Annotated in this window: 23 protein-coding genes; 7 read left to right on the plus strand and 16 right to left on the minus strand. The window is 55.4% G+C overall.

Annotated features, from left to right (window positions below; translation table 11 throughout):
- Positions 1 to 22: 22 nt before the first annotated feature.
- Positions 23 to 724, minus strand: coding sequence for a pirin family protein (locus tag WH298_RS07120; RefSeq protein ID WP_007890350.1), 702 nt, complete (start codon positions 722 to 724; stop codon positions 23 to 25).
- 129 nt (positions 725 to 853) lie between these two features.
- Between WH298_RS07120 and WH298_RS07125 the strand changes: the two genes are divergently transcribed.
- A complete protein-coding gene (locus tag WH298_RS07125; protein ID WP_007890349.1) occupies positions 854 to 1,753 on the plus strand; it encodes a LysR family transcriptional regulator in 900 nt (299 codons plus the stop codon).
- A gap of 146 nt (positions 1,754 to 1,899) precedes the next feature.
- Here the strand turns inward: WH298_RS07125 and WH298_RS07130 are convergent, their stop codons facing one another.
- From WH298_RS07130 to pmbA, 11 genes are all read right to left on the minus strand, one after another.
- The gene (locus WH298_RS07130; RefSeq protein ID WP_180822559.1) at positions 1,900 to 3,810 is read right to left on the minus strand and encodes a PRD domain-containing protein; all 1,911 of its coding nucleotides are present in this window, start codon (positions 3,808 to 3,810) and stop codon (positions 1,900 to 1,902) included.
- 23 nt (positions 3,811 to 3,833) lie between these two features.
- A complete protein-coding gene (gene dagF / locus WH298_RS07135) occupies positions 3,834 to 4,571 on the minus strand; it encodes a 2-dehydro-3-deoxy-phosphogluconate aldolase (RefSeq protein WP_180822560.1) in 738 nt (245 codons plus the stop codon).
- On the minus strand, positions 4,568 to 5,689 hold the full coding sequence (locus WH298_RS07140) for a DgaE family pyridoxal phosphate-dependent ammonia lyase (RefSeq protein WP_007892193.1): 1,122 nt from the start codon (positions 5,687 to 5,689) through the stop codon (positions 4,568 to 4,570). Before WH298_RS07140 ends, dagF begins: the two co-directional genes overlap by 4 nt.
- The gene (locus WH298_RS07145; RefSeq protein WP_180822561.1) at positions 5,673 to 6,806 is read right to left on the minus strand and encodes an amidohydrolase/deacetylase family metallohydrolase; all 1,134 of its coding nucleotides are present in this window, start codon (positions 6,804 to 6,806) and stop codon (positions 5,673 to 5,675) included. Before WH298_RS07145 ends, WH298_RS07140 begins: the two co-directional genes overlap by 17 nt.
- Positions 6,807 to 6,904: 98 nt before the next feature.
- Positions 6,905 to 7,552 carry a DUF4310 family protein gene (locus WH298_RS07150; protein WP_007892191.1) on the minus strand — a complete coding sequence of 216 codons (648 nt, stop codon included), beginning with the start codon at positions 7,550 to 7,552 and terminating at the stop codon, positions 6,905 to 6,907.
- A gap of 12 nt (positions 7,553 to 7,564) precedes the next feature.
- Positions 7,565 to 8,341, minus strand: coding sequence for a DUF4311 domain-containing protein (locus WH298_RS07155; protein WP_007892190.1), 777 nt, complete (start codon positions 8,339 to 8,341; stop codon positions 7,565 to 7,567).
- Between the two features lie 56 nt (positions 8,342 to 8,397).
- Positions 8,398 to 8,694: a DUF4312 family protein gene (locus WH298_RS07160; RefSeq protein ID WP_007892189.1), complete on the minus strand. Its 297-nt coding sequence runs from the start codon at positions 8,692 to 8,694 to the stop codon at positions 8,398 to 8,400.
- 2 nt (positions 8,695 to 8,696) lie between these two features.
- Positions 8,697 to 9,059: an SFCGS family glycine-rich protein gene (locus WH298_RS07165; protein WP_085982498.1), complete on the minus strand. Its 363-nt coding sequence runs from the start codon at positions 9,057 to 9,059 to the stop codon at positions 8,697 to 8,699.
- A gap of 51 nt (positions 9,060 to 9,110) precedes the next feature.
- Positions 9,111 to 9,449, minus strand: a complete 339-nt coding sequence (locus WH298_RS07170) for a glycine dehydrogenase (RefSeq protein ID WP_049851253.1) — start codon at positions 9,447 to 9,449, stop codon at positions 9,111 to 9,113.
- Between the two features lie 263 nt (positions 9,450 to 9,712).
- Positions 9,713 to 10,102 (minus strand): cytochrome b562, encoded by a 390-nt coding sequence (cybC, locus tag WH298_RS07175; RefSeq protein ID WP_007892184.1) that lies wholly within the window; start codon positions 10,100 to 10,102, stop codon positions 9,713 to 9,715.
- Positions 10,103 to 10,174: 72 nt separating this feature from the next.
- Entirely contained in the window at positions 10,175 to 11,515 is a 1,341-nt protein-coding gene (gene pmbA / locus WH298_RS07180; RefSeq protein ID WP_007892182.1) for a metalloprotease PmbA, read from the minus strand.
- A gap of 116 nt (positions 11,516 to 11,631) precedes the next feature.
- Between pmbA and yjgA the strand changes: the two genes are divergently transcribed.
- Positions 11,632 to 12,174, plus strand: a complete 543-nt coding sequence (yjgA, locus tag WH298_RS07185) for a ribosome biogenesis factor YjgA (protein WP_049851252.1) — start codon at positions 11,632 to 11,634, stop codon at positions 12,172 to 12,174.
- A 146-nt stretch (positions 12,175 to 12,320) separates the two neighbouring features.
- On the opposite strand, the gene mpl is transcribed toward yjgA, so the two are convergent.
- Positions 12,321 to 13,676 (minus strand): UDP-N-acetylmuramate:L-alanyl-gamma-D-glutamyl-meso-diaminopimelate ligase, encoded by a 1,356-nt coding sequence (gene mpl, locus WH298_RS07190; protein WP_007892179.1) that lies wholly within the window; start codon positions 13,674 to 13,676, stop codon positions 12,321 to 12,323.
- Positions 13,677 to 13,842: 166 nt separating this feature from the next.
- Between mpl and fbp the strand changes: the two genes are divergently transcribed.
- Entirely contained in the window at positions 13,843 to 14,850 is a 1,008-nt protein-coding gene (gene fbp / locus WH298_RS07195) for a class 1 fructose-bisphosphatase (RefSeq protein ID WP_007892178.1), read from the plus strand.
- Positions 14,851 to 14,878: 28 nt separating this feature from the next.
- On the opposite strand, the gene WH298_RS07200 is transcribed toward fbp, so the two are convergent.
- Entirely contained in the window at positions 14,879 to 15,157 is a 279-nt protein-coding gene (locus WH298_RS07200) for a helix-turn-helix domain-containing protein (RefSeq protein WP_180822562.1), read from the minus strand.
- A 91-nt stretch (positions 15,158 to 15,248) separates the two neighbouring features.
- Between WH298_RS07200 and WH298_RS07205 the strand changes: the two genes are divergently transcribed.
- The gene (locus WH298_RS07205) at positions 15,249 to 15,524 is read left to right on the plus strand and encodes a helix-turn-helix domain-containing protein (protein ID WP_007892175.1); all 276 of its coding nucleotides are present in this window, start codon (positions 15,249 to 15,251) and stop codon (positions 15,522 to 15,524) included.
- Positions 15,525 to 15,607: 83 nt separating this feature from the next.
- On the opposite strand, the gene WH298_RS07210 is transcribed toward WH298_RS07205, so the two are convergent.
- Positions 15,608 to 17,167 (minus strand): methyl-accepting chemotaxis protein, encoded by a 1,560-nt coding sequence (locus tag WH298_RS07210; RefSeq protein WP_180823704.1) that lies wholly within the window; start codon positions 17,165 to 17,167, stop codon positions 15,608 to 15,610.
- Between the two features lie 172 nt (positions 17,168 to 17,339).
- Here WH298_RS07210 and WH298_RS07215 point away from each other — a divergent pair, with 172 nt between their 5' ends.
- From WH298_RS07215 to ppa, 3 genes are all read left to right on the plus strand, one after another.
- The gene (locus tag WH298_RS07215) at positions 17,340 to 17,756 is read left to right on the plus strand and encodes a lysozyme inhibitor LprI family protein (RefSeq protein WP_180822563.1); all 417 of its coding nucleotides are present in this window, start codon (positions 17,340 to 17,342) and stop codon (positions 17,754 to 17,756) included.
- Positions 17,757 to 17,828: 72 nt separating this feature from the next.
- A complete protein-coding gene (locus WH298_RS07220) occupies positions 17,829 to 18,278 on the plus strand; it encodes a DUF441 domain-containing protein (RefSeq protein WP_180822564.1) in 450 nt (149 codons plus the stop codon).
- Positions 18,279 to 18,378: 100 nt separating this feature from the next.
- On the plus strand, positions 18,379 to 18,909 hold the full coding sequence (gene ppa, locus WH298_RS07225) for an inorganic diphosphatase (protein WP_007892166.1): 531 nt from the start codon (positions 18,379 to 18,381) through the stop codon (positions 18,907 to 18,909).
- A gap of 171 nt (positions 18,910 to 19,080) precedes the next feature.
- Here ppa and WH298_RS07230 read toward each other — a convergent pair whose 3' ends face one another.
- Positions 19,081 to 19,437: a gamma-glutamylcyclotransferase family protein gene (locus WH298_RS07230; protein ID WP_180822565.1), complete on the minus strand. Its 357-nt coding sequence runs from the start codon at positions 19,435 to 19,437 to the stop codon at positions 19,081 to 19,083.

The following is a 19,437-nucleotide window of genomic DNA, read 5'->3' on the forward strand; positions in this document are numbered from 1 at the left end:
GGGCGACTTCGGTCGCCCTTTTTTATGCCGGAAGATCAATCACCAGCGCGCGCAGCGGCGTTCTGGCCTGCAAACTGATCTGATGCTCATCACTGAGAAACGCCCCGTCACCGCAGCTCAGCGGCTGCTGATTGGCGCTGCTTGCCTGTACGTCCAGCGAACCGTGAATCGATTGCAGATAAGCACGCGGTCCGTGTAGTTTCACGGTGAACTGCTCGCCAGGCGCTAACGTCACCTGATGCACCCACACCTGCTGGCGCAGTTGCAGGCTGCCATGCGCGCCATCGGGTGAGGCGATCAGCACGCTGGTTTGCTGAGACACGTCGAGTTTTTGCAACAGCGGATTTTCACGCTCCGGGCAAGCCGCTAACCACAGCTGCATGCGGGTTAACGGGCGATCTTTACTGATATTGATTTCGCTGTAGTTCACGTTCTGACGGGCAGAAAGCAGCATCGCCTCGCCTTCACGCGCGATAAGATGATTGCCTTCGCTATCGCGATACTCGGCTTCACCCTGCAATACCAAATTCAGCACATCGACCTGCGGATAGCTGCGCGGCTGAAACGCGGCGCCCGGTGCCAGAATTTCCTGGTTAAGCACGCGCAAAGACGCGTAGCCCATTAATTTTGGATCAAAATAGTGGCCAAATGAGAAGCTGTAGCGCGCCTGCAACCAACCGAAATCGGCCTGGCCACATGCGGACGCGCAGCGGGTTGTCATCATGATAATCCTCCGACGCGCTGCGGTGAGAGTCGACCGCAGGCTTGATGAGATCATGGTAAAAGTCTGGACGCCGGATTGTAAGCCAGTTAATCTGCCTGGCATGTTCAAATTTACTGACAGAGAATCGGCATGGCAAAAGACCGCGCGTTAACACTCGAAGCTTTACGTGTGATGGATGCGATTGACCGTCGTGGCAGTTTTGCCGCTGCGGCCGATGAACTGGGCCGCGTCCCTTCCGCTTTGAGCTACACCATGCAGAAGCTGGAGGAAGAGCTGGATGTGGTGCTGTTTGACCGCTCAGGTCACCGCACCAAGTTCACTAACGTCGGGCGCATGCTGCTGGAGCGTGGTCGCGTACTGCTGGAAGCCGCCGATAAACTCACCACCGATGCCGAAGCGTTGGCACGCGGTTGGGAGACACATCTCACCATCGTTGCCGAGGCGCTGGTTCCCACCGATCGTCTGTTTCCCTTAGTCGAGAAGCTGTCAGAAAAAGCCAACACGCAGATTTCGCTGGTCACCGAGGTGTTAGCGGGTGCCTGGGAGCGGCTGGAGCAAGGGCGCGCGGATATCGTGATTGCGCCGGATATGCATTTTCGCGCCTCGACCGAGATCAATACCCGCAAGCTCTACAGCATTATGAGCGTGTATGTTGCCAGCCCGGATCACCCGATTCATCAGGAAGCGGAACCGCTCTCCGAAGTGACGCGCGTGAAATACCGCGGCATCGCGGTGGCAGATACCGCACGTGAACGTCCGGTGCTCACGGTGCAGCTGCTGGATAAGCAGCAGCGCCTGACGGTAAGCAGCATGGACGATAAACGTCGTGCGCTGTTAGCCGGTTTGGGCGTCGCGACCATGCCGTATCCGATGGTGGAGCAGGATATTGCGGAAGGCCGTTTACGTGTGGTGAGCGCGGAGTATACGCGTGAAGTAGACATAATTATGGCGTGGCGCCGTGACAGCATGGGCGAAGCCAAAGCCTGGTGTTTGCGCGAGATCCCCCGGTTGCTGGCGAAACGCGGTTAAGTAGATTCTGGCTGTCCCCCTCCTCGGTCCTCCCCCATAAATGGGGGAGGAAGATGCTGCCATATGTCAGTGCTGAAGCTGCATGTGGCAGCGTCTCCTTCCCCCGCTTGCGGGAGAGGGCTAGGGTGAGGGGCAAACCGCACCGATCACAACCGGCTCAAACAATCGATCGCCACCGCTTTAAAACTGACAAAATCGGCGCAATCACGCAGACGCGCCATCGCCCTTTCGCGCAGGAAGGTGACGAACAGATCGTAAATCGCCATCGCCTCTTCATATTCGCTCTTGCTGATCGCCAGCAGGAAAATCACCGATGCCGTCTCCTCGCCCCAGCTTACGCCGTGCGGGGCCAGTACCGTATACACCACGGTTTTCTGCGCCAGTAAACCCAACGAGTGCGGCAGCGCAATGCCTTCGCCCAGCATGGTACTGACGATCGCTTCACGTTCCTCAACCGATGGAAAGAAATCCGCATCGACATAGCCTTCAGCTTGCAGCTGATCGCACAGCAGACGGAACAGATCCGACTGCGCCATCGGCTTATCCAGCACCATAAAGTGCTGCGCGTCGAAGTACTTCTCCAGCATGTAAGGACGCGTACGATCCACCAATACCAGCTTGCCAAGCTGCTCAAGCTGGAATTCAGTGGGGAATGGCGACATCACGGCAATCGGCTTGTTCTTCTCCGTCAGCCGCGCGGTAGAGATCACAAAGTCTTCATCGATATGCTGGCGCAGCTCATAGTCGCGCTGTGATAGCCGCGCTGTCACCACCAGCTGCGGATACTTACGCAACAGTAGCGCTTCAATCATACGCAGCGTCGAGTTGCCGCTGTCGCACACCAGCAGCACCTGCGGATGGCGCTGATAGCCGACATCATAATGCCGCTCCAGCCCGACGCCGATATGCAGCACCAGGAAACCGATTTCGTTCTCACTAATGGTGTAAGGCGTGTATTTTCCCCAGCTGGTCACTGCTGCCAGCGTCACATCGTAGGCCATCGGATAGTGCTGTTTAATGTTGCTCAGCAGCGGATTGGGAATATGAATCTGATAACGCACCCGGGTGATCATGGTTTTGATATGAGTGAGCAGATCGGCGCGTAGCTGCTCATCGTGCTGCAGCCGATAGTTGTAATGGGTATTGATGTAATTCAGCAGGTAATCGACCAGCGCATCAGCATCATCGGCGTTGATGGTGCTGGGTGCCAGCGCCTGAATCTGTCGCGCGGCGATGTTGACTCGCAGCCAGTTCTCTTCCGCCTGTGAAATCGGCTTGCCGACCAACGGACGCATCAGATTGATCAGATCCTGCGCCGCTTCGCGCACTTCGTCGCCCACATCTTCCGCGCCCGGATCGTTGAGGGGAAATCCTTCGCTGATGCGTCGCACCGCCACCGCGCAGTAGATTTGCAGATAGCGATCGCCCTCATCACTGAGGCGAATGGCATGTTGGGCAAAGCACTGCTGCAGCAACGGCTCAAGCTGGGCCAGAATGCCGCTGTGCAGCGCTTCCACCGTCAGCAGCGGACTGTCTGGCGTCTCCTGGTCGATTTGCCACAGCAAATCAGTTAAGCAGGTGCGGATTGCCGCCTCGCTGCCAAACAGCTTCATGCCGTAATGCGGTTTAGTTTCAATATTGAGGTGATAGCGGCCCAGCCATTCGCGTACTTCCGCCATGTCGCTTTGCAGCGTGGCGCGGCTGACAAACCACTCTTCCGACAGATCTTCCAGCTTGATGGAATAAGCGGCGGTGAGAAAGCGTGTCAGCAGATAGCGCACCCGCTCCTGTGAAGTGCGCGGCACCCGCAGCGGCGTGGCGCTCTCCTCCTGCAGCCGGCCAAAACGCGCTGCATCGTCAATTTTGAGCTGATATCCCGCGCCGCGCGCCAGCACAAACTGGGCGCCGTGCTGCTCCAGCAGCGCGTTTAGCGCGGTGATATCGGTGCGCACCGTGCGCGTTGAAACGGAAAAGCGGCGTGCTAGCTCATCCTGCGGCAGCGTTTCATTTTGCAGCGCAGCGAAAAGCTGGGTCAGACGCTGATTGGGAAATCTCACGGAGCTCACCTGTTACTCATTTGTTACAGCAGTTTCTTGCACGTTGCCAGAAGCTGACGCACATCGTCAATGCGCGTGTCGCCCGTTGCGCTATCGATAATCGAACTGTAGACGTGCGGGATCACTTTGCTGACGCCCGCGTCGAGCGCGATACGCACAATCTCTTCGAAATTAGCGAGGTCGATGCCGCCGGTTGGCTCCAGCCAGAAGTCGTGACGCGCACAGGCTTCCGCCACCGCGCGATACTCATTCACCGCTTTCAGGCCGCCCATCGGGAAGTACTTCACCGAGCTGCCGCCCATGTCCTGCAGCATGGCGATGGCGCTGTCAATCGGCACAATCGCGTCGGTGCCCTGCGAACTGCGCGGACCGGTGGAGATTTTTACCAAGCCCGGCGTGCCGGTAGGTGAAATCAAGCCATTCACCACGGTTTGGCTCTGGCCGAGCAGCGCACGGCTGGTCGCCACGCCGGTGAACACCTGATTAACGTGCTGCGGCTGCAAAACTGCCGAGATTTCACTCACCATCGCCGACTGATTCGGATCTCCTGCGCCTAAGCCCACTGACAGCGCATTGTCGATCAACGCCGCGTACTCGCGCATGTCGACAATCGCTTCTTCATTGCTGGCGTAGTTTTTTGACAGCACGCCAACCAACACATGGCCTTCGGCAGCCTGCCAGATTTCATGCGCATTCTGTTTCGAACCGGCCAGCACGTTAAGGCACAGGCGGCCCTGATAGAAATTTGGGTTGAGACTCATGCGCGCGCTCCTCCATTGATCAACGCCTGGATAGCGCTAAAGATGATGTGTAGCTGATCGGCGCTGACGCTGCGCACATCGGCTTCGATAATGCCTTCATTGGCTTTGTAGCCACGGAAATAGATGGCGATGTCGCCGGTTTTCAGCGCCTGCACCAGTTCGCCGGTTGGCCAACCGGTGACCGCTTCATCGAACTTAATTTCGGCACGCGCGATATCGCGTCCCGCCGCATCCCACACCACGCGTGCGCTTACGCCGTTCAGGGTGTTGAGGTTATCGATAAAGGGCGTCATGTTAGCCACCATCTCGGCACCGGTGGTTTTCGGCTGCACCAGGTAGTTTTCAATTGCTTGTGTCAGACCGAGAATGCCCTCTTTGCCGACTTTCATCGCACGGCCAATGCCGTTGCTTTGACGCTTCACCCACTCAACGTACTGCGTGCGGCCAATCACCAAACCGCTGGTTGGCCCTTCAATCGCCTTGGCACCGCTGTAAATTACTAAGTCAGCGCCCATTTGGTAGTAGCACTGCAAATCTTCCTCAGCTGCCGCATCGACGATCAATGGGATGCCATGTTGGCGCGCCACGACCGCCGCCTGCTCCACGCTCAGATGGCTTTTCTGCACACAGTGGTGCGATTTGATATACATCAGCGCCGCCGTGGTCGGCGTGATCGCTGCCGCCAGTTGCTCTGGCGAACATTCGTTGCTGTAACCGGCTTCGATCAGGCGACCGCCGCCGAGTGCCACCATGGTGCCAACCGGTGCGCCAAAGTTCACGTTGTGCCCTTTTGGCACCACGATATCGTGCGGTACGCTGAGCGGCGCGGCGTGCAGATTCTCCAGCAGCCAGTCGTTGTCTTTGACGATCACCGCCGCCACGCTCTGCGCGATGCCCGCCGAGGCGCACGACACCACCACCGCGTTTTCCACCTCCAGCAGTTTGGCGATGTAAGCGCCGGTCTTGTTGACCAGATCTTTCATCTCAAAGTAGTGATTCAAGCCATAGCTAACGGTATCAACCACATCAGCAGATGGCGTGGAAACGCCGAGAATCGTCATACGGCCAGACGCATTGATGACCTGTTTCAGGTCATATTTTTCATAAATCGAAGACATGATTGGCTTTCCCTTCATCAGTCAAATGCCAGTGACCCGCGATAACCACGGCCAGCGGCAGTACATGTTGCTCACCCAAAACCTGTTCGCCTTCAGCATCAACGAACGGGCGGATTTCCTCTTTGACGGTAAAAATGGTCAGGTCGGCGTCATAACCTGCGGTTAAGCGCCCTTTGCCCGCCAGGCGCAGGCCCGCGGCAGCATTCGCGGTAACGCACGCGATAATTTGCGGCAGCGTCATGCCAATGCTGAAGAATTTCGACATCACGTGCGCCAGGCTATGCACCGGGCCGTTAATGCGGTTGCGGCAGTAAATGTCGGAGCTGATGGTGTCGGGCAGAATGCCCTGCGCGATCGCCTGACGCGCGACGTCGAAACTGAAGCTGGCTCCGCCGTGGCCGATATCCAGCTTCACGCCGCGCGCCATCGCGTTTTTCACCGCTGCTTTCAGCTCACCCTGCGGCGATAAGATGCGGTTTGGTTTGCCGTTGAAGCAGTGGGTAATGATGTCACCAGACGTCAGCAGATCGGCGATCTCCTCCAGCACCGGCGGATTGTTGCCGATGTGCACCATCAACGGCAGATTACCCGCCGCCTGCTGAATGGCTTTGGCGCGCACCAGCGGCTGAATACCGTTTTCGCCTACCACGCTACTGCTCATGCGCGCTTTCAGGCCGACGATAAAGTCGGGGCGACGTTTCACCGCCTGTACCACCGCATCGCCATCGATCTGCGCCATATCGGCCAGCTCGTTTTGCGTCACAATGCCGGTGCGGGAAATGTTGATCAGCGCGCGTACTTGGGTGGTCGCCGAACGCGTAAGCTGGTAAAAGTCGTCGATGTCATCGGCGCCGGTGCTACCGGCGTCGACTACGGTGGTAACGCCTTGCGCTACGCCAATGGTATCGGCATCGTCGTGATAAATCGGGGATTTGGGATAACAGTGCACGTGGCTGTCAATCCAGCCAGCGCTGACGTAGTAGCGTCCCGCGAGATCGCGCTCCTGCTGTGCCGCGCCGCTCACTTCGCCGACGGCGGCAATTTTGCCGTGCTGAATGGCGATATCCACCAGCTGTTCGTCGCACAGTCGTGCGCGGCGCAGAATCAGATCAAACATGCTCACTCCTCTCATACAAACGCTCATATCGTAGCGGCGCGATTTATCGCGCAATAAATTGCGCCGCTACAGATGTGTGGGTCGTTAGAATTACGGCATTACAGCGAAATCGGGAACATCGCACCCAGCGCCATCGCGCCAAGAATCGCGCCACCGGTAATTGGCTTATTCCACAAGTAGAACAACAGCGCACCCACCAGCGAACCGAGACCGATGGGGATCGACGCGGCCATTGCGGAGAGGATAATCAATGGCCCAAGGAAGCGACCTGACGCGTTACCCGCGCCCATCATTACGTCTGCGCCGTAGGTTGAATCGCTCTGGTTGATGGTGAACTTACGCGCCAGGATGATCAGATAACCAATCGCTAAACCCACCACCAAACCGGTTGCCAGTGAGGCGGCAAAGTTCGCTACCGGAAACACGATACCGGCACCGAGCAGCAGTGCCGGCACGCCAAGGCCGACGCCGGTCTGGATCGCGCCGCCAATATCGAGAATCCCCACCAGCGAACCTTCGATAATGCGCGCGAACAGGAAGCTGGCGCCAAACGCCGCGACCGCGCCATACACGCCGGTTTCCATACCGGAACGCAGCATCGACACAAACGCCACTTCGTTAAACGCACCGATGCCGTACAGGTAATACATATGCGTACCGGCAAACACGCCGGATGAGAGCAGGCCAACAAAAATCGGGAAAGACCAGTCGGCGTACCAGAACCCTTTGTTTTCGTTCTCGTTCATGCTGATGGCTCCTTATTTGCCGCTGACGCTGTTGTGGATCATATCCAGCCAGCCCGGAATACCCAGCTGGAAGGATTGCAGCAGTTTCATGTCGAAACCGCGGAAGAAGCCGCTCAAAGCAAACAGCAGCACGATGGCGAACATCATTACTTTGGTGACTTTGTTCCAGCCGCTCTCTTCCACGCCTTTACCAATCAGGATGCCGAGCACCAAACCTGGCACTGCGTTACCCATGATCAGCTGCGCCAGACCACCAAAAATGGTCGCCCAGAAGCCTGATTTCTTACCGGCATCAATGGCCGCCAGCCAGAAGATGACCGGCATCACGGTGTTCACCAGCAGGTTAGCCGCGGGCACCAGCACTTTGACTGCCGTAACCTGCAGCGCCGCCGGAACCGCTGATGCGGTGCTATTCAGGAAGGCCACCACAATCATGCCGATGATGCCGCAGGCGATTGCCATGCGTTTCGGGTTATGCAGGGTTTCTGCCACGTTGCGATTTTTCACCATCAATGCCGCCGCGCCCCAGTTCGGCAGAATGCGGTGATCGACGTCCTGCGTGAAGGAGCCTGCTGCTACAGATGATGCCCAGGCGTTAAAGAAGAAGCCGAGACCAAAGGAGAAGTGCGATGCCGGATCGCCTTCACAGGAATTGAGTTCACCCAGGGTACGGAATGCGCCCATACCTTGGGTGGTCGGTGCGTGGAACATGCGCGCTGCGCCCGCTCCTACTCCGACGCCAACCAATCCACCAATGATTAACGACTTAAACAAAATGATTAAAAACATATTGTTGACCCTTTGTTGTCGTTTTTACCCTACACATGCGATGTCGGGCGGTTCTTTTAGGTCGCCGTAAATTCAACCTTCTCGGTGTCGATCACGGTGACGCTAACGGTAATCTCCAGCTCAACGCTGTAATTCCGTCGCTCGCGCGCGAGGAAGAAGAACAGAAACTTCTCCTTTCGCACGCTCTCCTGCGCGCGCAGCACCCGCACATCCATGGGTTCAATGCGCAACAGAATCTTTTGGCTGGTGCGCAGCACTTGCTGCTGCACCTTACTCAGCGCATCGGCAAAGGCTTTTGCTTTACTGTCGCCTTTGCCCTGCACCGTTACCTGGGTCTCGTATTGCTGTTTCATACTTAGCTGCCGTATTTTTTGTTCCAGGCCAGTACCAGACGCTCACCCAGCTCTTCTTTATCCATAAAGCCGAAGCCCAGCACGGTGGCACCTTCGTTGATGGCGGTGACGCCTTCGTCAATCGAACGCATACCGTGTTTGGCTTTGTAGCCATATTTGTTCTGCGCGGTAATCGCACCGGCACCGCCGCTGCCGCAAAAGGAGATGCCGAAATCGGCGTTTTCGGCTTTCATCACGTCACCCAGCTTCATGTCGGCTGCCACGCCTGGGACGACTACCGCACGACCACCGGCTTTTTCGATACCCGCCGCTACTTTCTGACCTTTACCCAGACGATCGCCAATCACTACAGTTACCATGTTCAATTCCTCTCGATTCACGCTTCATTCGCGCTGTAAGCGCGTCATTCGCTTAAATTATGCTTCGTTGGATTTCGCCACTTCGATATGGACCGATAACAGCCAGGCTTCCTCTTTTGGCAGATTGCCAAACAGATCAACGACCTGCTGCGCCAGCGCCATGGTTTCCGGCGAGATATCTTCAAACAGTTCAGCTTCCACCTCTGGCAGCGCTTCTCCCGTCAGAGAGCGCGATGCCATCGCACGGACATGTGAAGCCAGCATCTGCTGTTGTACGGCGTTGGCTTCGATATGGTGCGTGGCGTAGATTGCTGCAATTTGGCTTAACACCTTATCCGCCAGCGCCTGAATCGCTTCCGGCGTGCTCTGTTTCAGCGGGACAGCTTCACTCCTCACCTTGTTACTCCTGTTTACAGCGGACAATTACAGATAATTCGCGTTGAAAAGAAATTACGCTTTCCACTACAGGCTGTTGAGACGCATCTTTTCCACCTCAAAGTGGAAATCCCACGGGCGAGTGTGCGCCAGATCTCAGGACGCACAGAGTGTGCGAGATCGGTCACAAAATGCAGGATGTGAGGGATTTATAGCGACTAAAGCGGTGAAACGGACAGGGACGGTGGGAAGAAATAAGGCCAGCCACTGGGCTGGCCGGGTTATCAGCGGAATTTCTTATGGTTGGCGTTGCGAATATCTTCCAGTTTCTTCGCTTCGGTTTTGGCTTCATCCAGCTTGTTAGCTTGCGCCAGCTGATCGACCACATCGATCTGTGCAATCAGCGAATCCAGGCCGGCATGATAATCCTTGATCTCCGCGCTATCGGCAGCCTTTCCTTCCAGTTTCTCTGGCGTAGACTGTTTTGCATCCGTTGCCGCCTGGCGCATTTTGCCCAGCGCGGTATGCATCTCCTGCGCGTCAGAGGTTTTCTTTACCACGCTCAGACCATCCTTAAGCGCGTCCATATCTTTTTCTAAATCGGCCGCAAACACGCTAGCCGAGGAGAACAACAGCGACAAAGACAACATTGCAATCACATGCTTATTACGCATTGGTATTTCCTTTTATTATTGTCGGGCCAAAAAAAAGCAGCCTCATGGGCTGCTTTCAGGAAGCGATGACTCTTATTGTCCGGCGATTTTCATCTCCGGCAGCAGCACCGAACCGCATTGTATATTGCTGCGGGTTTCAATGTCGTTACCGACAGTTACCATATTGAGCCACATATCCCTGAGGTTACCGGCGATTGTGATCTCGCTCACAGGGTATTGAATCTCACCGTTTTCGACCCAGAAGCCTGACGCTCCGCGTGAATAGTCACCGGTCATGCCGTTGATGCTGGAACCCATCATCTCGGTGACCACTAAACCGGTGCCCATCTGCTTCAGCATGTCGTCAAAGCTGTGGCCCTGACCGGCAATGCGCCAGTTGTGGATGCCGCCGGCATGGCCGGTGCTCTGCAAGCCCAGCTTACGCGCCGAGTAGCTGGTCAGTAGCCAGTTTTGCAGCACGCCATCTTTAATGATGTCACGCGATTGGGTGCGCACACCTTCGCTGTCGAACGGCGTGGAAGCCAATCCTTTCAGCAGATGTGGGTGCTCTTCAATCGTCAGCCACTCAGGCAGAATCTGCTTACCGAGTGAATCGAGCAGGAAGGTGGATTTACGATAGACGCTGCTGCCGCTGATCATGCCAACCAGATGGCCAAACAGACCGGTCGCTACTTCCGGCGCGAAAATCACCGGCGCCTTCATGGTGGAGAGCTTGCGCGGTGCCAGACGTGCCAGCACACGACGGGCGCACTCTGCACCGACCCAATCTGCGCTTTTCAGATCGTCAAACGAGCGGCCAATGGTGTACGCGTAATCGCGCTCCATATTGCCGTCCTGCTCAGCAATGACGCAGCTGGAGAGCGAATGGCGGCTCGAGCAGTAGCTCTGCAGCATACCGTGGCTGTTACCAAAGACTTTGATACCGACGTGGCTATTGAAGCTGCCGCCTTCGGTATTGGTGATGCGCTTGTCGGCCTGCAGTGAAGCTTGCTCCGCCTGCGCCGCCAGTTCGATCGCGCGATCGGCATCGATCTCCCACGGGTGGTAGAGATCGAGATCCGGCGCGTCAAATGCCAGCAGATCCGGATCGGCCGGTGCGCCGAACGGATCCACCGAGGTGTAGCGCGCAATATCGATCGCCGCCTGCACGGTGCGTTTGATGGCATCCGGGCTGAGGTCGGTTGAGGAGGCGCTGCCTTTACGATTTTGATGGTAGACGGTGATGCCAAGCGCACCATCGCTGTTGAATTCGACGTTTTCCACTTCGCCATAGCGGGTACTGACGCCGATGCCGGTGGTTTTCGTGACCGCCACTTCAGCGCCATCGGTGCTGGCTTTTGCCAATTCCAACGCCTGCGCGACAGCCTGTTCCAACACTTTACGTTGTTCTGCAACCTGAGTAGATACGTTCATCGACCTGCCGTCTAATCTTAAGTATGAATGAATTGAGTCTATCAGACTCAGAGAACAATTTCGCAGTCGCCCGATAAACTGGTAGGATTAGCCTCTTTTTTTTAGGGAGCCATGAGATGACCAAGCAGCCCGAAGACTGGCTCGACGATGTGCCGGATAATAATGACGAAGAAGATGAAGAGATTATCTGGGTCAGCAAAAGCGAAATTAAACGCGATGCCGAAGAGCTAAAACGCCTTGGCGCCGAGCTCGTTGACCTGGGGAAAAACTCGCTCGACAAAATCCCGCTCGACGAACAGCTGCGCGACGCGATTGAACTGGCGCAGCGTATTAAGAAAGAAGGCCGTCGCCGTCAGCTGCAGCTGATCGGTAAGATGCTGCGCTCCCGCGATGAAGATCCGATTCGTCAGGCGCTGGATAAGCTGAAGAACCGTCACAACCAACAGGTTGCGCTGTTCCACAAACTTGAGATATTGCGCGATCGTTTAATCGAAAAGGGTGATGATGCCGTAGCTGAGGTGTTTAACCTCTATCCGCATGCCGATCGTCAGCAGCTGCGCAGCATGATCCGCAACGCGCAGAAAGAGAAAGCCGCGAACAAACCACCAAAATCCGCCCGCCTGATTTTCCAGTATCTGCGCGAGCTGGCAGAAGCTTAAGTTCTCTGCGCTTTTCCCCTCACCCTAACCCTCTCCCGCAAGCGGGCGAGGGAATGTTTAGGTGGAACTTCATTGTAACATCGGAGCTCGATCGGCCCCTTCTCCCGCAGGCGGGAGAAGGTTGGGATGAGGGGAAACCCGCACAATTACCGCCCTAAACGCTCCAGCAGTTTCTGGTGAATACCACCAAACCCGCCGTTACTCATCACCAGAATCGAATCGCCTGGCTGGGCTTTTTTCGCCACCATCTCGACCAGCGTATCGATATCCGCACTCCACTGCGCCGGTTGGATGCATGCTTCTGCCACATCGGAAACCTGCCACGGAATATGGTGCGGCTGGAACAGGAACACTTCATCTGCACGGCCCAGCGAAGGCGCTAGCTCATTCTTGCTCACACCCATCTTCATGGTATTGGAGCGCGGTTCGAGTACCGCCAGAATGCGCGCCGTGCCGCCCACTTTACTGCGCAGCGCCGCCAGCGTGGCGAGAATCGCGGTTGGATGGTGAGCAAAATCGTCATACACCTTGATGGCATTCACTTCACCACGCAGCTCAAGACGACGCCGGGCATTAATAAAGCTGCTCAGCGCTTCACCGGCATCCACCGGTTTCACACCGACATGACGTGCGGCCGCAATCGCCATCAGGCCATTGTGCATGTTGTGCTCGCCCACCAGCGCCCAGTTCACTTCGCCGACTTTCTCGCCGTCGAGCCAGATTTCCCAATGTGAGGAGTCGGGCGTCAGCTTTTTCGCCTGCCAGTGACCGTTATCGCCAACGGTTTCCTGCTCGCTCCAGCAGCCCATCGCCATCACTTGCTTGAGGTTGTTATCGTGTTCCGGCAGCAGGATTTTTCCCTGGCCCGGCACGATGCGGATCAGGTGATGGAACTGCTTCTGGATCGCACGCAGATCGTCAAAAATATCCGCGTGATCGAATTCGAGGTTGTTGAGGATCAGCGTGCGCGGGCAGTAATGCACAAACTTGGAACGCTTATCAAAGAACGCGCTGTCGTACTCATCCGCTTCGATGACGAAGAATGGACTTTTTCCTAATTTTGCCGAAACGTCGAAGTTTCCTGGCACCCCACCGATGATGAAGCCGGGTTCAAGGCCGCAAGCCTCGAGAATCCACGCTGCCATGCCAGCTGTGGTGGTTTTACCGTGCGTTCCGGCTACCGCCAGCACCCAACGATCGCGCAAGACGAAATCGTGCAGCCACTGCGGGCCGGAGAGGTAAGGAATGTTGCGCTCCAGCACCGCTTCGACACAGGGATTGCCGCGCGTCATCGCGTTACCAATGATCACCAGATCCGGTTGATGGTCAAGCTGGCTGGCATCGTAACCTTCTGTCAATTCAATGCCTTGCTGCTCCAGCAACGTGCTCATCGGCGGATAGACATTGGCGTCTGAGCCGGTCACTTCGTGTCCCAGCGAGCGTGCCAGCATCGCCAGTCCGCCCATGAAAGTGCCACAAATCCCGAGGATGTGAATACGCATAAAGAGATCCATTACTCAAAAGTTCGGCGCACAGTGTAACGCCGAGTTGAAAGGGAAGAAACGGATTAGGACTATGGTTTTTAAAGTTCAATCGGCTAAACTGCGCTCATACGTTGGTAGCTTGTTACAGCTGCTGCCACTCCATCGTAGATGCAGGGAATGTGTTATGAAAACGTTAGGCGAATTTATCGTCGAGAAGCAACACGACTTTCCACACGCCACAGGTGAACTGACGGCGCTGATTTCTTCCATTAAGCTTGGCGCTAAAATTATCCACCGCGACATCAATAAAGCGGGTCTGGTGGATATTCTGGGTGCCAGCGGCGTGGAAAACGTGCAGGGCGAGCAGCAGATGAAGCTCGACCTGTTCGCTAACGAAAAGCTGAAAGCCGCTTTGAAAGCGCGCGGAGTGGTGGCCGGTATCGCGTCTGAAGAAGAAGACGAGTTCGTCATCTTTGAAGGCTCAGAGAATGGCAAATACGTGGTGTTGATGGATCCGCTGGATGGCTCTTCGAACATCGACGTTAACGTTTCCGTCGGGACCATTTTCTCCATCTATCACCGTATCAGTGAGCCAGGCACACCAATCACCGAAGCCGATTTCATGCAGCCAGGTAACAAACAAGTTGCTGCGGGTTACGTGGTTTACGGTTCTTCAACCATGATGGTGTATACCACCGGCGTGGGCGTGCATGCGTTTACCTACGATCCGTCGCTCGGTGTGTTCTGCCTGAGCCACGAGCGTATGACCTTCCCGGAGAAGGGTTACACCTACTCCATCAACGAAGGTAACTACATTCGCTTCCCGCAGGGCGTGAAGAAATACCTGAAGTTCTGTCAGGAAGAAGATATCGCCACTAAGCGCCCATATACCTCGCGCTACATTGGTTCACTGGTGGCCGATTTCCACCGTAACCTGCTGAAAGGCGGCATCTATCTTTACCCAAGCACTGCCAGCCATCCGCAAGGTAAGCTGCGCCTACTGTATGAATGCAACCCAATGGCATTCCTGGCAGAGCAAGCGGGTGGTAAAGCCAGCGATGGCGCCAATCGCATTCTGGATATTCAGCCAGAAACCCTGCACCAGCGCTGCCCGTTCTTCTGCGGCAACGACTCAATGGTCGGTGACGTTGAACGTTTCATCCGTGAATACCCGGACGATCATTCAGCGTAAGCCATGGTCACGCTGTGCAAAGCCCGCCTTAGTGCGGGCTTTTTGTTTTCATATTTCTGATCTTTGCCTGCCGATTAATAAGCACGCCGTCCTCCGCATAATATCGACTTGGCCAGATTTCGGCGGGCGGAATACCAATCGCTTCGGCAATTAATAATTCCCCTTTGGGCCACGGCCGCACTAATGCATTGGCGAGTGTGGTGGAGCATAAACCGGATTGTCGTGATACTGCCGCCATTGAAGTTCCTTTCTTTCGCAGGGCAGCAATAATATCGGCGGGGTGCCAGTCTTGTTTTGAATTATTCACGTCACTCTCCTTAGTCCGCTTATCTGTTCAATTAACGATACTACGTTACTCGTAGTATCTGACAAGCAGTAAATCTACGATTCTCGTAGTCATGAAATCGACCTGCCCTCTCAATCAAACCTTCCAGAAACGCCTGAAACAAGCGCGTCTGGCTAAAGGCTTGTCGCAGAAAAGATTGGGGATTGCCGCAGGAATTGATGAGTTTGTTGCCAGTACGCGAATTAATCGTTACGAGAAAGGAATTCATCAGGCTGATTTGGATACAGCGCAGCGATTGGCAGAGGTGCTTGACGTCTCACCCTCCTATTTTTATGAAGAAGATGATGAGCTAGCGGAAAAGATTCGCACGCATCAAAAGAATAAATAAAGGCTTATTAATTTGCCGCGTATTAATATGCGCGGCAATAAGTTGATTATTAGGTCGCTATTTCTAGCGACCTTATTGTTTTATTACGCCGCAACCACGCGGAATTGTGCCATTGATTCCTGCAACTGCTGCGACTGCGCTTCCAGTGATTGCGTGGCGGCGCTGGCTTCTTCAACTAACGCGGCGTTCTGCTGCGCAGCCTCATCCATCTGCGTTACCGCCTGATTCACCTGTTCGATGCCACGACTCTGCTCTTCCGACGCGATGGAGATCTCTTTCATCAGCGTGGTAACGCGCATCACTTCACTGGAGATCTCATCCATGGTTTCACCGGCGCGCGTGGCCATGTCGCTGCCCTCTTTCACCCGCGTTTGTGATTCCGCAATCAGCTCACGGATCTCTTTAGCCGCGGTCGCGCTTCGGCCCGCCAGCGTGCGCACTTCATTGGCGACCACGGCAAAACCGCGCCCTTGCTCACCCGCTCGCGCCGCTTCAACCGAGGCGTTCAGCGCAAGAATATTGGTCTGGAAGGCAATACCGTCAATCACGCTGAGGATGTCACCGATGCGGTTAGAGCTTTGGGTAATCTCCTGCATCTTCTCCATCACGTAGCCGACGACTTCGGCACCGCGATCGGCGCTGTCGGAAACATTGCTGGCGAGTTGATTGGCCTCTTTGGCATTGCTGGCGTTGAGGCGCACGGTGGCGGTCAGTTGCTCCATGCTGGCGGCGGTTTGCTCCAGCGAGGCGGCCGACTCTTCGGTACGCTGTGAAAGATGCACGGTGCCCGCCGCCAGTTCGCGGCTGCCGACATCAATTTGCAAGCTGGCTTCGCGCACCTGGCTCACTGAACTGCTCAGTGCCAGCTGCATGTTGGCCAGCGCCTGATTGAGACGGCCCAGCTCGTTCTTTCCGGCGGCAGGCAGCGGCTGCGACAAATCACCCGCGGCAATTTGCTCCAGATGCAGAATCGCGCTATCGAGAGGACGCAGCAGCAGACGACGCAGCAGCTGCCAGGCCAGCGCAATCAGCAGCAACGTCAACGCCACTGAAACACCAATCAGGATCTTCAGCTGCAGTTCATTGTGTGCCGCCTGCGCCAGACGCGCCGCAGAGACTTCATTGGCATAAACGCTGAAATCATTGACGGCTTTAGAGTAGGTGGCTGCCAGTGCCGATTGTTTGCCTTCCAGCACTTGATAGTATTCGTCGGTGTACTGCTTCTTCAGGGCATCAATCATTGGCGTGATGCCCTCTTTCTCGTACGCGCCATAGGTTGTGACCACCGCATCGGCCAGCGTTTTTCCATGTGCCGTCACCGTTCCGGCATCGACAAACGCTTTTAAATACTGGTGTGAACTCTCTACCGCCGCCTGAGTTTGCTTGGTGACGACATCACCCTCATCCAGTAAACCAATTTCAATTTTACGCACCGCCAGCGCGGCGTTGGCGCGAGCGCGCATCAGCTCCGAACGGCTTTGATACAAACTGTTGAGCTCAACCCCTTGAATGCGGTTGAGTGCATCCAGTGATTGATTGCCTGAGTTAATCGCAGAGATGCCCATAGCGCTCACCGCCAGCAGCAGCAGCGTCATAAATGCCAGGAGCGTGAGTAATGCAGTACGAATTGATAGCTGTTTAATCATGATTATCCCCGTTTGCAAGAAAAGGCAGAAATCCGCTGGCCCTAAAACGGAGAGATTATCGGCAGTTGATCGCAGAAACTTTATCCATTGTTGATGGTCAATCTGCTGACGATCACTTACGCTTCATTTTTACTGAAGTCCGCTGCCACAAAATTTAAGGATTGAAACGATGAAAACATGGCTTCCGATCGCGTGTTTACTGGTCAGTGGTTTTGCCACGGCACAACAAACCTCCCCCATCGACCAGCAGCTAGAGCAGTGTATGAGCCGGGAATCCACCACGTTCGCCATGTCGCAATGCTATGACACGGCCAATAAAGCGTGGGATAAGGAGATGAACGCGCAGTACACCCAAGTGATGAAAAAATTAACCGGTGAACCAAAAGACAAATTGCGTAGCGCCCAGCGTGCATGGCTGGCTTATCGCGATAGCTGGCTGGATGCCAGCCGCAGCTATTTCCTCAGCAGCCAGGGCACCATGGCGGCACTTTCCGTCGGCGCGCAGGGCGTCAGCCTGGTACGCAATCAAGCGCTAATGTTGCAATCAATTAACAAAGGCAGTTGCGCCAACCCCGACGATTGTTGATTAATGGGGGCGTTAAAAAAACGCTGAGCGCTGGCACTTGTCAGCGCGCCCATCGATCTTCAGGGAGAAACCATGGCTGCCTATGCCTCCACCATCATTCTTGTTTGCCTCGCCGTCCTCAGCTATTTCGTGCATAACAGCGCCGTTACCATTTCGATTCTGATCCTGCTGGCGATCAAGCTCACGCCGTTGTCGCAGTTCTTCCCCTATGTGGAGAAGCAGGGCATTCAGATCGGCATTATTATCCTTACCGTCGCCGTGATGGCACCGCTGGCCAGCGGCACGCTGCCGGGCTCTTCGCTGCTGAAATCCTTCGCCAACTGGCAATCCATCGTGGCGATTGTGGTGGGCATTTTTGTTGCCTGGCTGGGCGGTCGTGGTGTGAACTTTATGAGCGTGCAGCCGTCGGTGATTGGTGGACTGCTGATTGGTACGGTGATTGGCGTCGCCTTCTTCCGTGGCGTGCCGGTTGGACCGCTGATTGCTGCCGGCATCGTCTCGCTGTTTGTCACCGCGAAGTAGCGGGTTGGAGCATTCCGAAACGCCAAAAAGGGGGCATACTTTCAGAGTCAGTTGGCTATAATAGCCGTCACTCAACATATGACTAATGAAGGAAAGCCAGATGAGTTTGAACCAGGTGCCTGCAGGTAAAGAGTTGCCAGAAGATATCTACGTTGTCATTGAGATCCCGGCCAACGCCGATCCGATCAAATATGAAGTCGACAAAGAGTCTGGCGCCCTGTTTGTAGACCGTTTCATGTCTACCGCCATGTTCTACCCGTGCAACTACGGCTACATCAACCACACCCTGTCTCTGGACGGTGATCCGGTTGACGTGCTGGTGCCAACCCCGTATCCGCTGGTGCCGGGCTCAGTGATCCGCTGCCGTCCCGTTGGCGTGCTGAAAATGACCGACGAGTCTGGCGAAGATGCCAAACTGGTTGCGGTTCCGCACACCAAGCTGAGCAAAGAGTACGATCACATCAAAGATGTGAACGACCTGCCAGAACTGCTGAAAGCGCAGATCACCCACTTCTTCGAGCACTACAAAGATCTGGAAAAAGGCAAATGGGTGAAAGTTGACGGCTGGGACAATGCAGAAGCGGCGAAAGCTGAAATCATTGCTTCCTACGAGCGCGCCCAGAAGAAATAAGGTTTTTCTGTCACGCATAAAAAAACACCGTCCTATGGACGGTGTTTTTATTTGTGCTAGCCCCCTTCATACTTCAAGCTGCAGGTGCGTTGGCTGCTCTCGCTCACCCGAATCGCTTACTTGAGTAAGCGATTCGGGATTCTCTCGTTTGCCGCCTTCCTGCACCCTGAATTATTTTGGGTGACTTTCGCCATCGCGCCTCAGCCAGTCGCCGCTCGCGATACGCGTGCGCCCGGTTATCGAACGCTGATAGACATACAGCCAGGCACTGCCGTAAGGCGTCTGAATAAGCTGGCGTTTGTATTCGCCATTCTTGGTACGCAGGGCATCAAGCTCGCCGAGCGTGCTGGCGTCAATGCGGTACACCTCGCAATAGACGCTGCCTTCTCCTTCCACCACACCCGGATAGTGACCGAGATTGTAGAGATCAAACCCTACAATCTGGTGGTCGCCGAGCCACTGCGCATTCGTCATCCAATGACTGTTTCCCTGTTTGCGCCGTAAACTGCCATAGACAATTATTCGCAT

Source organism: Pantoea nemavictus (genome assembly GCF_037479095.1).
Lineage (GTDB): Bacteria > Pseudomonadota > Gammaproteobacteria > Enterobacterales > Enterobacteriaceae > Pantoea > Pantoea nemavictus.